13 protein-coding genes are annotated in these 13,664 nt (G+C 71.1%); 7 read left to right on the top strand and 6 right to left on the bottom strand.

Features of this window, described 5'->3' with window-relative positions; translation table 11 throughout:
• Positions 1–150: 150 nt before the first annotated feature.
• Positions 151–942 (bottom strand): class I SAM-dependent methyltransferase, encoded by a 792-nt coding sequence (locus ACFY04_RS01730; protein ID WP_373038832.1) that lies wholly within the window; start codon positions 940–942, stop codon positions 151–153.
• A 17-nt stretch (positions 943–959) separates the two neighbouring features.
• Entirely contained in the window at positions 960–1,568 is a 609-nt protein-coding gene (locus tag ACFY04_RS01725; RefSeq protein ID WP_301371624.1) for a DUF3043 domain-containing protein, read from the bottom strand.
• Between the two features lie 263 nt (positions 1,569–1,831).
• Between ACFY04_RS01725 and ACFY04_RS01720 the strand changes: the two genes are divergently transcribed.
• Positions 1,832–2,626 carry a PspA/IM30 family protein gene (locus ACFY04_RS01720; protein ID WP_389113708.1) on the top strand — a complete coding sequence of 265 codons (795 nt, stop codon included), beginning with the start codon at positions 1,832–1,834 and terminating at the stop codon, positions 2,624–2,626.
• Between the two features lie 13 nt (positions 2,627–2,639).
• On the top strand, positions 2,640–2,918 hold the full coding sequence (locus ACFY04_RS01715) for a hypothetical protein (RefSeq protein WP_389113707.1): 279 nt from the start codon (positions 2,640–2,642) through the stop codon (positions 2,916–2,918).
• A gap of 71 nt (positions 2,919–2,989) precedes the next feature.
• Here the strand turns inward: ACFY04_RS01715 and ACFY04_RS01710 are convergent, their stop codons facing one another.
• Entirely contained in the window at positions 2,990–3,763 is a 774-nt protein-coding gene (locus ACFY04_RS01710; protein ID WP_389113706.1) for a hypothetical protein, read from the bottom strand.
• Positions 3,764–3,833: 70 nt separating this feature from the next.
• Between ACFY04_RS01710 and cobS the strand changes: the two genes are divergently transcribed.
• From cobS to ACFY04_RS01695, 3 genes are all read left to right on the top strand, one after another.
• Positions 3,834–4,655 (top strand): adenosylcobinamide-GDP ribazoletransferase, encoded by an 822-nt coding sequence (gene cobS / locus ACFY04_RS01705; RefSeq protein WP_389113705.1) that lies wholly within the window; start codon positions 3,834–3,836, stop codon positions 4,653–4,655.
• Between the two features lie 32 nt (positions 4,656–4,687).
• Positions 4,688–5,416: a response regulator gene (locus ACFY04_RS01700; protein WP_389113704.1), complete on the top strand. Its 729-nt coding sequence runs from the start codon at positions 4,688–4,690 to the stop codon at positions 5,414–5,416.
• A 136-nt stretch (positions 5,417–5,552) separates the two neighbouring features.
• Positions 5,553–8,693, top strand: coding sequence for an efflux RND transporter permease subunit (locus ACFY04_RS01695; protein WP_389113703.1), 3,141 nt, complete (start codon positions 5,553–5,555; stop codon positions 8,691–8,693).
• Positions 8,694–8,766: 73 nt separating this feature from the next.
• On the opposite strand, the gene nadA is transcribed toward ACFY04_RS01695, so the two are convergent.
• Positions 8,767–9,954: a quinolinate synthase NadA gene (gene nadA, locus ACFY04_RS01690; RefSeq protein WP_389113702.1), complete on the bottom strand. Its 1,188-nt coding sequence runs from the start codon at positions 9,952–9,954 to the stop codon at positions 8,767–8,769.
• A gap of 294 nt (positions 9,955–10,248) precedes the next feature.
• Between nadA and erpA the strand changes: the two genes are divergently transcribed.
• Positions 10,249–10,605, top strand: coding sequence for an iron-sulfur cluster insertion protein ErpA (gene erpA, locus ACFY04_RS01685; protein WP_030010511.1), 357 nt, complete (start codon positions 10,249–10,251; stop codon positions 10,603–10,605).
• 112 nt (positions 10,606–10,717) lie between these two features.
• On the opposite strand, the gene ACFY04_RS01680 is transcribed toward erpA, so the two are convergent.
• Together ACFY04_RS01680 and ACFY04_RS01675 are read right to left on the bottom strand one after the other, a co-directional pair.
• Positions 10,718–12,172 carry a hypothetical protein gene (locus tag ACFY04_RS01680; RefSeq protein WP_389113701.1) on the bottom strand — a complete coding sequence of 485 codons (1,455 nt, stop codon included), beginning with the start codon at positions 12,170–12,172 and terminating at the stop codon, positions 10,718–10,720.
• Positions 12,173–12,244: 72 nt separating this feature from the next.
• Positions 12,245–12,484, bottom strand: coding sequence for a hypothetical protein (locus ACFY04_RS01675; protein ID WP_301371632.1), 240 nt, complete (start codon positions 12,482–12,484; stop codon positions 12,245–12,247).
• A 131-nt stretch (positions 12,485–12,615) separates the two neighbouring features.
• Between ACFY04_RS01675 and ACFY04_RS01670 the strand changes: the two genes are divergently transcribed.
• Complete coding sequence (locus ACFY04_RS01670) at positions 12,616–13,590, top strand: carbohydrate kinase family protein (protein WP_389113700.1); 975 nt, start codon at positions 12,616–12,618, stop codon at positions 13,588–13,590.
• The last annotated feature ends 74 nt before the right edge of the window (positions 13,591–13,664 follow it).

The raw sequence follows: 13,664 nt of genomic DNA, 5'->3' as shown, positions 1-13,664 counted from the left end.
GTCCTTTCGGATCTTGACGGCCCGGCAAGATCCAGAAAACGGCCTGCGGGACAGCCCTTAGGGCTTGCAGAGAATCAACCTGTGATCGAACACCCTGCATGACCTGGTCTGTCAAGAGCTGAAACACCCAGGTTAATTCTCTGCAAGCCCTTAGCCCCGCACCCCGCACAGGTGCAGCAGTGCGGCCACACCCCGGTAGGGGTCGGTCCGCCCGGCGCGGTCCTCGGCGGCCAGCAGCCGCTCCAGCTCCTCGTCGGGCGGCAGGATCTCGCCCGCCTCGGTGCCGTCGGTGAAGACGCGGACGCCGTACCAGGACTGCAGCGGCGCACCGATCCCCGACAGGGTCGCCGTCAGGCCGGCCAGCCGGTCCGCGCGGACGTCCAGGCCCAGCCGGTTCGTGTAGTCGGTGGAGTCGAACGCGGCCAGCGCGCCCTTCCAGTCGCCGTCCAGGCCCGGCCGCATGGCGAGCGCGTCGCCGTTGCGCACCAGCAGGGACAGCAGTCCGCCCGGGGCCAGCATCCGGGCCAGTCCCGCCAGCATGGCGTCCGGTTCGGGCACGTACATCAGCACCCCGTGGCACAGCACCACGTCGAAGCTGCCCGGCAGGAAGTGGGCCCCGGTCTCGCGGCCGTCGCCCTCCAGGAGGCTGACGCGGTCGCGGATCCCGGCGGGCTCCGCGGCCAGTGCCTCACGGGCGACGGCGAGCATGCCGGGGTCCTGCTCCAGGCCCGTCACCTTGTGCCCGGCGCGGGCCAGCCGCAGTGCCTGCGTGCCCTGGCCCATGCCGACGTCGAGCACGCGCAGCCGCTGCCCGACCGGGAAGCGCTGCGCGATCTGCTCGTCGACCTGCCGGCCCACGAGCTCCTGCCGGACGGCATTGCGCAGCCCGCCCAGGCCTTCGAGCCAGAGCCGGGCGCCTTCCGCGAAGCCTTCCCCCGACATGCCGGGCGTCGCTCGGCTCAGGGCCGTTCCCCTCGCTTGACCTGCGGCTTCGGGAGACGGAGCCGGCGCATCTGGAGGGTGCGCATGAGGCCGTAGGCGATGGCGCCGCGGCGGGGCTCGTCCGGGAAGCGCGTGACCAGGGCCTTGCGCAGACGGAAGACGAGGCCGATGGAGTCGAGCAGGATCAGGACGATCACGACGAGCCACAGCGTCAGCGCGATGGTCTGGATCGAGGGCTGGCGCACCATGCTCAGCACCAGGATGACCACCGCCAGGGGCAGGAACATCTCGGCGACCGAGTAACGGGAGTCCACGTAGTCGCGGACGAACCGGCGGACGGGGCCCTTGTCACGGGTGGGCAGATAACGCTCGTCGCCATTGGCCAGCGCTTCGCGCTGCTTGGCCATCTCGGTACGGCGACGCTCACGGGCTCGCTTGGCATCCTCCTTGCGGTTGCCGGTCGAGGCCACCACGGCCTTGCGCTGCGACTGGGCCACAGCACGCTTCGGCGTAGGGCGGCCCTTCGGGGCCTGCGGGTCACGGGGCTGCGAGAGGTCGGCGCTCACCTTGTCGGTGGCGGCGGCCTTCTCTTCCTTGGAGGAGCGGCTACCAAACACAAAACCCAAGCCTACGTGGTTGCGGGCATGGGCCCCACCCCGCTGGGGAACGATCCGGCAACGGCGGGCGTCCTTCCCCTTGCACGGTACGTGCGGTGGGCCCGTTCTCCTGGGATCACCTACTCCTTCCGCCTGATGGGGCGCGGGCGTAGTCGTCCTGGAGGAGGAGCGCATCCGTACTCGAACAGTGCGGTAATGGAGACAGGGCCCGTACTGTGGGTTCTGTCGGTGACCTGGAGCACAGTCCGTCTAGAAGGGGGCGCGCGAAGCCCATGAGCGGTGTCATGAAGCGTATGGGGATGATCTTCCGCGCGAAGGCGAACAAGGCCCTTGACCGGGCCGAGGACCCGCGCGAAACCCTCGACTACTCGTACCAGAAGCAGCTGGAGCTGCTGCAGAAGGTGCGCCGCGGAGTCGCCGACGTGGCGACCTCCCGAAAGCGCCTGGAGCTGCAGCTGAACCAGCTCCAGGGGCAGTCCGCCAAGCTGGAGGACCAGGGCCGCAAGGCCCTCGCCCTGGGCCGCGAGGACCTGGCCCGTGAGGCCCTGTCCCGGCGCGCCTCGCTCCAGCAGCAGGTCAGCGACCTGGAGGTGCAGCACCAGACCCTGCAGGGCGAGGAGGAGAAGCTGACCCTCGCCGCCCAGCGGCTCCAGGCCAAGGTGGACGCCTTCCGTACGAAGAAGGAGACCATCAAGGCCACCTACACGGCGGCCCAGGCGCAGACCCGGATCGCGGAGTCCTTCTCCGGCATCTCCGAGGAGATGAGCGACGTCGGCCTGGCCATCCAGCGGGCCGAGGACAAGACCGCCCAGCTGCAGGCCCGCGCCGGTGCGATCGACGAGCTGCTGGCCTCCGGCGCGCTCGACGACAAGAGCGGCCTCGGCTCCAAGGACGACATCCAGGCCGAGCTGGACCGCCTCTCGGGCGGTACGGACGTGGAGCTGGAGCTCCAGCGCATGAAGGCCGAGCTGGCGGGCGGCCCGTCCGCCCAGCAGCAGGCCATCGAGGGCGGTGCGCAGGGCAACGGCCAGCAGCCGCAGACCCCGCACCGGTTCGACAAGCAGTAGGACGGGGCCCGTCATGATTGTCCGCATCATGGGGGAAGGCCAGGTGGAAGTGGCCGACAGCCACTTCCCCGAGCTCAACAAGCTGGACGACGAACTGCTCGTGGAGCTGGAGAGCGGTGACGAGGAGGGCTTCCGGCGGACGCTGGGCGCACTGCTCGACGCCGTCAGGCGGCTCGGCACGCCGCTCCCGGACGACGCGCTGGAGCCGTCCGAGCTGATCCTCCCCGGTGATGGCGCCGCTCTGGACGAGGTCAGGGAGATGCTCAGCGACGACGGCCTGATCCCGGGCTGAGCCCGGGCCGGGTGCACCGACGGCACGGCGGCGGGCCCTCCCCCTTCGACGGGGAGGGCCCGCCGCCGTCGTCAGTGCGGGGGTGGCTTCTGCAGGGAGACGGGGTGATCCGGGTCCGGGGTCCCGCCGATGAAGTTCTCGAACCTGCGGCGCGGCCGCGCCCAGCGCCGGTCGTGGTGGAAGGCGCGCAGCCCGGCCCTGGCCCGGGCGCGCGGCCGGTTCGCGTAGAACCGCTTCGCGTACGGGGATCCGGGCCGGGCCAGCCGGATCGCGCCGACCAGCGCCACGAAGGGCACGACCAGGCCGAAGAGCGCGGTGCGCGCCTTGCCCTTCCACAGGGCGAGCAGGGCGAGGAAGAAGTTGGTGGCTCCGTTCATGACGACCAGACCGCGGCTCTGGCGCTCCTCGCTCGACAGGTCGTTCACTCCGAAGGGCACGAAACCGCCGATGACCAGGGCCACGATGGCGGCCGTGACGACCACGAGCTCCACGCTCTTGCGGCCCTGCTCGCTCCAGTAGACGTCGTCGAGGTGCAGGATGAGCGCGAACTCGTCCAGGACCAGGCCCGCTCCCAGGCCGAAGATCACGGCGGAGGCCCACGCGCCGAAGCCGTACCGGCCGCTGCCGACCGCGCCGAAGCCGCCGATGATCACGAGGATCACGCCCGGCACCACGTGATGGATGTGCAGACCGCCCGGGGTGACGTTCTTGAAGGGGCCCCGGCCGGCCCGGATCGTCCGGGTGATCACACGGGTGACCAGGAACGACATTACGAAGGAGAGCAGGGCGAGCAGGAGCGGCAGCTTCCCCGGTTCGACGATGTTCCGATACCACCAGTGACCCATCCCACTGACTCCCTATTTGGCATGTAATGGGTAATTTACCGCCCGCGCCGAGCGGGTACCGTTCCCGCCGATGACAGATTCGTACGACGGCCCGCCCCTGATGCCGCCCCCGGAACGCGCCTCGTTCCTCGACGGCGTCCGTTTCGCGTTCGGCACCCTCACCGTGCTGCCCGCCCGCATCACCCGCTGGGACCGCCCCGCCGCCCGCACCGGAATGGCCTGCGCCCCGCTCGCCGGGCTGGTCGTAGGCGTGCTCGCGGCCCTGCCCGGAGCGCTCCTGCTGCTGCTCGGCGGGGGCCCGCTGCTCGCCGCGGCCGTCACCGTCGCCGTACCGGCCGCGCTGACCCGGGGACTGCACCTCGACGGCCTCGCCGACACGGCCGACGGCCTCGGCAGCGCCAAACCCGCCGACGAGGCCCTGCGGATCATGAAGCAGTCCGACATCGGCCCCTTCGGTGTCGTGGCCCTGGTGATCGTGCTGCTCCTGCAGGCGGCCGCCCTGTCCGACATCTACGCCGACAGCTGGATCCGCGGCGCCCTCGCCGCCGTGGTCGCCGCCGTGGCGGCCCGCCTCGCCATGACCCTGGCCTGCCGGGAAGGCGTCCCGGCGGCCCGCCCCGGGGGACTCGGCGCCGCCGTCGCCGGGGTGGTCCCGCGCCGCGCCGCCGTCCTGATCGCCGTGCTCGTCGTCGCCCTGGCCGCGGCCGCCGCACTCCCGCTGGGCCTCCCCGCCGCCGGCCGGAGCGCGGCGGCGGTCCTGGCCGCCCTGCTCGCCGCGGAACTGCTGCTCCGCCGCTGCGTACGCCGCTTCGACGGGGTCACCGGCGACGTCTTCGGCGCCCTGGCCGAGGTCGCGGCGACCACCGCCCTGATCGTCCTCGCCCTGGGCTGAGCGCGGACGGCGGGCCCGCGTACCCTCAGCCCGTGGACCAACTTGCGACGGACCTGCCCTCCGCCGCGCCCCTCAGGGTGCTGCTCGCCGACGACCAGGCGCTGCTGCGCAGCGCCTTCAAGGTGCTCGTCGACTCCGAGGCCGACATGGAGGTCGTCGGGGAGGCCTCCGACGGGGCGCAGGCCTTCGAACTCGCCCGCCGGCTGCGCCCCGACGTCGTCCTCATGGACATCCGGATGCCCGGCACCGACGGGCTCGCCGCCACCCGCATGATCAGCGCGGACCCGGAACTCGCCGGCGTGCGCGTGGTGATGCTGACGACCTTCGAGGTCGACGAGTACGTGGTCTCGGCCCTGCGGGCCGGCGCCTCCGGCTTCCTCGGCAAGGGCGCCGAGCCCGACGAGCTGCTCAACGCCATCCGCGTTGCCGCGGCCGGCGAGGCACTGCTCTCCCCGGCCGCCACCAAAGGGCTCATCGCCACCTTCCTCGCCCAGGGCGGCGGCGCCGACCCGGCCACCGCCGGAGCCTCGGCCGGGGCGCACGCGGAGCGGCTCGCCGCGCTGACCGTCCGGGAGCGCGAGGTCCTCGTACACGTCGCGGCCGGGCTGTCGAACGACGGGATCGCCGGGCGGCTGGAGGTCAGCCCGCTGACCGTCAAGACCCACGTGAACCGGGCCATGGCCAAGCTCGGCGCCCGCGACCGCGCCCAATTGGTGGTTATTGCCTACGAATCAGGACTGGTACGCCCACGCGCGGAGTAGCACCGCCCCGCACGGCGTACTCCAGACGCGGTATGCCGCACATAAGGACGGCACCTGCGAGCGACGAAACGCGCTACCACGGTGGGACAGGGTAGGAGTGCCCTCGCGTTCGTCACTGCAGAGAGATCTCATCACCATGTCGTGGCTGTCCCGCTTCAGCCTGGCCCAAAGGGCCTTGGTCGGCCTCGTGTCGATCGTCGCGCTCCTCTTCGGCGCCATAGCCATCCCGCAGCTCAAGCAGCAGCTGCTGCCCTCCATCGAATTGCCGATGGTGTCCGTGCTCGCGCCGTACCAGGGCGCCTCACCCGACGTGGTCGAGAAGCAGGTCGTCGAACCGATCGAGTCCATGCTCAAGGGCGTCGACGGCATCACCGGCATCACCTCCACCGCCAGCGAGGGCAACGCCCTCATCATGGCCACCTTCGACTACGGCGACAGCGGCACCAAGCAGCTCGTCGCCGACGTCCAGCAGGCCGTGAACCGGGCCCGCGTCCGGCTGCCCGCCGAGGTGGACCCGCAGGTCGTGGCCGGCTCCACGGACGACATCCCGACCGTCATCCTGGCCGTCACCGCCGACAAGGACCAGCAGGCGCTCGCCGACCAGCTGGAACGTTCCGTCGTCCCCGTCCTGTCGGACATCGAGGGCGTCGGCCAGGTCACCGTCGACGGCGTCCAGGACCTCCAGGTCACCGTCACCCCCGACAACGCCAAGCTCGCGGCCGCCGGCCTCGACGGCGCCAAGCTCGCCGAGGGCCTCCAGGCGGGCGGCGCGGCCGTCCCCGCCGGCTCCTTCGACGAGGCGGGCAAGAACCGCACCGTGCGCGTCGGCGGCGGCTACACCTCCCTCGCCCAGCTGGAGGAGCTGCGCCTGACCCCCGGCCCGGGCAAGCCGGCCGTCCGCCTCGGCGACGTCGCCTCCGTCAAGCAGGAGCCGGCCAAGGCCGTCTCCATCACCCGCACCAACGGCAAGCCCAGCCTCGCCCTCGTCCTCACCATGGACAAGGACGGCAGCGCCGTCGCCATCTCCGACGCGGTCAAGGACAAGCTGCCCGAGCTGCGCACCACGCTCGGCGCCGGCGCCGACCTGACCGTCGTCAGCGACCAGGGCCCGGCCGTCGCCAAGTCCATCTCCAGCCTCACCACCGAAGGCATGCTCGGCCTGCTCTTCGCGGTGATCGTGATCCTGGTCTTCCTCGCCTCGCTGCGCTCGACGCTGGTCACGGCGGTCTCCATCCCGCTGTCCGTCGTCCTCGCGCTCATCGTGCTGTGGACCCGCGACCTGTCGCTCAACATGCTGACCCTGGGCGCCCTCACCATCGCCATCGGCCGTGTCGTCGACGACTCGATCGTGGTCCTGGAGAACATCAAGCGCCACCTCGGCTACGGCGAGGAGCGCGAGGCCGCGATCATCACCGCGGTCAAGGAGGTCGCCGGCGCGGTCACCTCCTCCACCCTCACCACCGTCGCCGTCTTCCTGCCGATCGGCCTCACCGGCGGCATGATCGGCGAGCTCTTCGGCTCCTTCTCGCTCACCGTCACCGCGGCCCTGCTGGCCTCGCTGCTCGTCTCGCTGACGGTCGTACCGGTGCTCTCGTACTGGTTCCTGAGCGCGCCCAATGGCGTCGAGCCCGGGAACGCCGAGAGCGCGGCCAAGGCCCGCCGCGAGGCCGAGGAGAAGGAGGCGCGCAGCCGCCTCCAGCTCTTCTACGTCCGCGTCCTGGGCTTCGCCACCCGGCGCCGCCTGACCAGTGTGGCCATCGCCGTGGTCGTCCTCCTCGGCACCTTCGGGATGACCCCGATGCTGAAGACCAACTTCTTCGACCAGGGCGAGCAGGAGGTCCTGACGGTCAAGCAGGAGCTCGCCCCCGGCACCTCGCTGGCCGCCTCCGACGAGGCGAGCCGCAAGATCGAGCAGGTGCTGGCCTCGGTCGAGGGAGTCAAGAGCTACCAGGTCACCGTCGGCTCCTCCGGCTTCCTCGCGGCCTTCGGCGGCGGTACGGGCTCCAACCAGGCCTCGTACCAGGTCAGCCTGAAGGACTCCGGCAAGGCGGACGCCGTCAAGAAGGGCATCGAGGGCAAGCTGGCCGCCCTCGACGGCATCGGCGAGACCCGCATCGTGGCGGGCGACGGCTTCGGCAGCCAGAACCTCAGCGTGGTCGTCAAGGCCGGTGACGGCAAGGTCCTCGCCGAGGCCGCCGAGCAGGTCCGCGTCGAGGTCGCGAAGCTCAAGAACGTCGCCGACGTGCAGAGCGACCTCTCCCAGTCCGTGCCCCGCATCTCCGTGACCGCCACCCCCAAGGCGGCCGAGGCCGGCCTGAACCAGACCGCGCTCGGCGCGATCGTCGCGCAGGCCGTCCGGGGCAACCCGGCGGGCAAGGCCGTACTCGACGACACCGAGCGGGACATCGTCATCCGGTCCGCGCAGCCGGCCACCACCCTGGCCGAACTGCAGGCGCTCCCGGTCGGCCCGGTCAAGCTCGGCGACATCGCCGAGGTCAAGGAGGTCCCCGGCCCGGTCGCGATGACCCGGATCGACGGCGCCCGCGCCGCCACCGTCACCGCCCGGCCGCTCGGCGACAACACCGGCGCGGTCAGCGCCGAGCTGCAGACCAAGCTCAAGGCCCTGGACCTGCCGGAGGGCGCCACCGCATCCATCGGCGGCGTCTCCGAGGACCAGGACGAGGCCTTCGGCTCGCTGGGCCTGGCCATGCTCGCGGCCATCGCGATCGTGTTCATGCTGCTGGTCGCGACCTTCCGGTCGCTGATCCAGCCGCTGATCCTGCTGGTCTCCATCCCGTTCGCGGCGACCGGCGCACTCGGCCTGCTCATCGCCACCGGCACCCCGATGGGCGTCCCGGCGATGATCGGCATGCTGATGCTCATCGGCATCGTGGTGACCAACGCGATCGTGCTGATCGACCTGGTCAACCAGTACCGCGCCCAGGGCCTGGGCGTCGTGGAAGCGGTCGTCGAGGGCGGCCGCCACCGGCTGCGCCCGATCCTGATGACGGCCCTGGCGACGATCTTCGCGCTGCTCCCGATGGCGCTGGGCGTCACCGGCGAGGGCGGCTTCATCTCGCAGCCGCTCGCGGTCGTGGTGATCGGCGGCCTGGTCAGCTCCACCCTGCTGACGCTGCTCCTGGTGCCGACCCTCTACACGATGGTCGAGCTCCGCAAGGAGCGCCGCCGCGCCAAGCGCGCGGCGAAGCGCGAGGCCCGCCTGACGGTGGTCCCGGCCCCCTCCGCCACGGAGGAAGAGGTCCCGGCCAAGGCCTGACACCGCTCGCACAACGGCCGAAGGGCCGCTCCTCGAGGGGCGGCCCTTCGGGCGTGTGCGGGGGAGGCGGCGGCTACGGGAGCGCCAGCATCCGCTCCAGTGCGAGCTTCGCGAAGCTCTCCGTCTCCTTGTCGACCTGGATCTGGTTGACGAGGTTGCCCTCGGCCAGGGACTCCAGGGTCCACACCAGGTGCGGGAGGTCGATGCGGTTCATCGTCGAGCAGAAACAGACCGTCTTGTCGAGGAAGACGACTTCCTTGTCCTCGGCGGCGAATCGGTTCGCCAGACGGCGGACCAGGTTCAGCTCCGTGCCGATGGCCCACTTGGAACCGGCCGGGGCCGCCTCCAGCGCCTTGATGATGTACTCCGTCGAGCCGACGTAGTCCGCGGCCGCCACGACCTCGTGCTTGCACTCGGGGTGGACCAGGACGTTCACGCCGGGGATCCGGGCGCGGACGTCGTTGACCGAGTCGACCGAGAACCGGCCGTGCACCGAGCAGTGCCCGCGCCACAGGATCATCTTGGCGTTGCGCAGCTGCTCGGCCGTCAGGCCGCCGTTCGGCTTGTGCGGGTTGTAGAGCACGCAGTCGTCCAGGGACATGCCCATGTCGCGGACGGCGGTGTTGCGGCCCAGGTGCTGGTCCGGGAGGAAGAGGATCTTCTCGCCCTGCTCGAACGCCCACTCCAGGGCCTTCTTCGCGTTGGACGAGGTGCAGATCGTGCCGCCGTGCTTGCCGGTGAAGGCCTTGATGTCGGCGGAGGAGTTCATGTACGAGACGGGCACCGTGGTGTCGGCGATGCCGGCCTCGGTCAGTACGTCCCAGCACTCCGCGACCTGCTCGGCGGTGGCCATGTCGGCCATCGAGCAGCCGGCGGCCAGGTCCGGCAGGACCACCTTCTGGTCGTCCGAGGTCAGAATGTCCGCGGACTCGGCCATGAAGTGCACGCCGCAGAAGACGATGTACTCGGCCTCCGGCTTGGCGGCCGCGTCCTTGGCCAGCTTGAAGGAGTCGCCGGTGACGTCCGCGAACTCGATGACCTCGTCACGCTGGTAGTGGTGGCCCAGGATGAAGACCTTGTCCCCGAGCTTCTCCTTGGCCGCGCGGGCGCGCTCCACGAGGTTCGGGTCCGACGGCGAGGGCAGGTCGCCGGGGCACTCCACCCCGCGCTCGCTCTTGGGGTCGGCCTCACGGCCGAGCAGCAGCAGGGCAAGGGGCGTCGGCTGGACGTCCAAAGGCTGGGCGGTGGTCACGACACGCACCCTTTCTGTTCTGCGACAAGGGACTTCTGGATCATCACTTCGACTTCTCGTCTATTTGACGCTATCTATCATAACCGCTTCACGTCACTTTGACGATGCCGATAGTGTCAATGTGACGCATCAGCCCACGATTCGCCGGATCCACCCCCGCGCGCGGTGTGCGAGCATGGAATATCTGAAACAAGCGTCGGGTCCCGGAATGAATCCGCGGTCCCGCTCGTTGCCACCGACGGCAAGAGTCCGACGTTTCCCCGCCTTCCGGCGGGGAGCCGCCCACTTCGGGAGTGAATGCAGATGTCCGTACAGGACGACAAGACCACTGTGAGCGACGGCATCCTCCTGTCCGACGCCGCCGCCGAGAAGGTCAGGACCCTGCTGGAGCAGGAAGGCCGCGATGACCTGGCGCTCCGCGTCGCCGTCCAGCCCGGTGGCTGCTCCGGCCTGCGCTACCAGCTCTTCTTCGACGAGCGCTCCCTCGACGGCGACGTCGTGAAGGACTTCGACGGTGTGAAGGTCGTCACGGACCGGATGAGCTCCCCGTACCTCCACGGTGCCTCCATCGACTTCGTCGACACCATCGAGAAGCAGGGCTTCACGATCGACAACCCCAACGCCACGGGCTCCTGCGCCTGCGGCGACTCGTTCAGCTAAGCCGGACGCCCACGAGGGCCCGCCCCCGGTCGAATCCGACCGGGGGCGGGCCCTCGTGTCATATCCGGCCCCGGGTCCTGCCCGGGACCCCGGGTCCTGCCCGGGACCCCGGCTACTGCCGGGGGAGCGGCTTGCCCGTGGCCGCGTCGAGCACCTTCCGGTCGCCCAGCGGCTGCTGCAGCGTCACCGTCAAGGACATCTCCTGCGCCAGCATGATGCAGGCCTGGCCCGGCTTGTTCGGGGTGTCCGTGATCTTCACCAGGACCGATTCCGCCTGCTCCCGCGCCTCCACGGCATAGGTGCTGCACACGCTGCCCCAGAAGTTCACGGTCAGCTTCCGGTCGGCCTCCGCGTACGAGAAGCCGGTCACCGTACGAATGTCCTTCGGGCCGGGAGTGCCCTCCTGGGCGGCCGCCGCCGGCTGGGCCACCGTGTGACCGGGCGCGCCGCCTTGGCCCGCCACCTCGAAGAGCCAGGCCGGAACCAGACCCTGCGCCCCGTTCACCGTGCCGGGGACCAGCCCGAGCACGGCGCCCTTCACCGCCTCCGTCCGCGGGGGCTTCATAGGCCGCGGCTCCGGGTTGCACGGCACCGTGTCCGTGGCCGACACCGGGGTGTCCGCCGTCAGCGGGACCGCGCTCGCGCATCCGCTGGGCTCGGGGTTGCCCTCCCCGCCGCCCGACTTCGCATTCAGCCGGGCCAGCGCCTCCACGGCCCCGACCACCTGCTGCGAGGCCGCCCGTACGGGGGCCTTCAGCTCCCCGTTGCCCCCCACCACCGAGCCGTCGGAGCCCACGCTGACCTTCGTGGCCCAGCCGTGCGTGGGCAGCCCGCCGACCACCGGGTCGGCGGCCACCACCCGTACCGAACCCTGGTTGAACCGGGCGTCCGGCGTGGCCCCCTCCACCCCCGCGGCGGTCAGTACCGGGGCCGCGGCGGCCTTGGCGGCCTCCTCCGACACCGGCTTGCCCGTCTCGGCCCCGCCGCCCGCACTCGCCCCCGCGTCCCGCGGGAGGGTGGCCGGACCACAGGTGTCCTTGCCGCGCACACAGTCGTCCCCGGCGCCGTTGCCGTTGCCCAGCGCCTGGAAGCGGGCGAAGTTCCACGTCCCCGGCGCCGTACGGACCACCGTGAGCCGGGGCCCGGAGCCGTCTGCGGCCTCCCCGGCCAGCCAGACGTCCCCGCTCAGTCGCGGCTCGCCGGGCAGACCCAGAGCCGCCGCGAGGCGGGCCACCTCCGCCGCGGTGACCTCGCCGGACAGCGCGTAGGTAGGCGCGTCGGCCGGAGCCTCCGGAAGCTTCACGTCGGCCCGGTAGACCACCCCGCCGCCGGACGGGTCGGGCTCCCCGGGCGCGATGCCCGGCCCCGAGGGGTCCCCCGCGTCGCGGGGCGCGGAGGCCGCGCTGTCACCCGTACGGTGGCCCGACCCACCGTCGCCGTAGGCGGTCGACGCCCAGTACGCGCCACCGCCGCCCGCGAGCAGGACGGCGGCCGCGATCGAGCCGACGGCCCAGGCGGGCCGCCGCCGAGTGCCGCGTGATGTGTCGTCGGGTTCTTCGCTGGTCACCGCATCGCTCCTTCACCGGTCCCGTCGTACCTGATGCGGGTGTGACGGAGCGGGAGCGAAACCGGTTCCCTCCTACTGGTCCCCGTACACGGACGTGGAGGCGATCAGCCGCGCCGAGGCCGGCGGGACGCTGATCCCGTGGATCTGCGAAGGGGCCACGCGGACCGGCCGGGGGCCCGCCGGGACCGCCCAGTGCGGGGCCATCCGCGCGCAGTCACCCAGCAGACGGGCGAAACCGGGCTGTCGTGGGGCTTCCGCGCCGCGCTTGTCGGCGGTGTACTCGGAGTAGCCGAAACCGTCGGTATAGGTCATGCAGGCACCGTAGGCATCGAAGCTCATGCGAAGAAAGACCTACTAAGGGGTAGTTTCCGGGGTACAGCCTGGGGCCGCTTACCGGGTAGTTTTGACTGTCCCTCGCCGTCCTCAGCAGGAGCGTCCTCGCCGTGCGCATCGCAGTCACCGGCTCCATCGCCACCGACCACCTCATGACCTTCCCCGGCCGTTTCGCCGACCAGCTGGTCGCGGACCAGCTGCACACGGTCTCCCTCTCCTTCCTCGTCGACAACCTCGACGTCCGGCGGGGCGGGGTCGGCCCGAACATCTGCTTCGGTATGGGGCAGCTCGGCAGCCGCCCGATCCTCGTCGGAGCCGCCGGCTCCGACTTCGACGAGTACCGCGCCTGGCTCGACCGGCACGGCGTCGACACCGAGTCCGTCCGGATCTCCGAGGTGCTGCACACCGCGCGCTTCGTGTGCACCACGGACTCCGACCACAACCAGATCGGCTCCTTCTACACGGGCGCGATGAGCGAGGCCCGGCTGATCGAGCTCAAGTCCGTGGCCGACCGGGTGGGCGGGCTCGACCTGGTCCTCATCGGCGCGGACGACCCCGAGGCGATGCTGCGCCACACGGAGGAGTGCCGCACGCGCGGGATCCCCTTCGCCGCCGACTTCTCGCAGCAGATCGCCCGGATGGACGGCGACAACATCCGCACCCTGATGGAGGGTGCGACCTTCCTCTTCTCGAACGAGTACGAGAAGGGCCTCATCGAGTCGAAGTCCGGCTGGACCGACGAGGAGATCCTGTCGAAGGTCGGCACGCGCGTGACCACGCTGGGCTCCAACGGCGTCAGGATCGAGCGCGTCGGCGAGGCCCCGATCGTGGTCGGCTGCCCGGAGGAGAACGCGAAGGTCGACCCGACGGGTGTCGGCGACGCGTTCCGCGCCGGGTTCCTGACCGGTCTGGGCTGGGGCGTCGGCCTGGAGCGTGCGGCGCAGCTGGGCTGCATGCTCGCGACGCTGGTCATCGAGACCCTGGGCACCCAGGAGTACACGCTGGCCCGTGCCCACTTCATGGAGCGCTTCACCAAGGCCTACGGCGACGAAGCCGCGGCAGAAGTCCGCGCCCGCCTCTCCTGACCCCACCGCCCCCGCCGCCGTCTCAGCCCGGCCCCATTCAGCCTCGCCGGCGTGTGAGCCCGCGCCGGTTTCCG

It is taken from the genome of Streptomyces sp. NPDC001549 (assembly GCF_042894025.1).
GTDB lineage: Bacteria > Actinomycetota > Actinomycetes > Streptomycetales > Streptomycetaceae > Streptomyces > Streptomyces kutzneri.
This window is presented reverse-complemented; position numbering and strand designations above follow the sequence as displayed.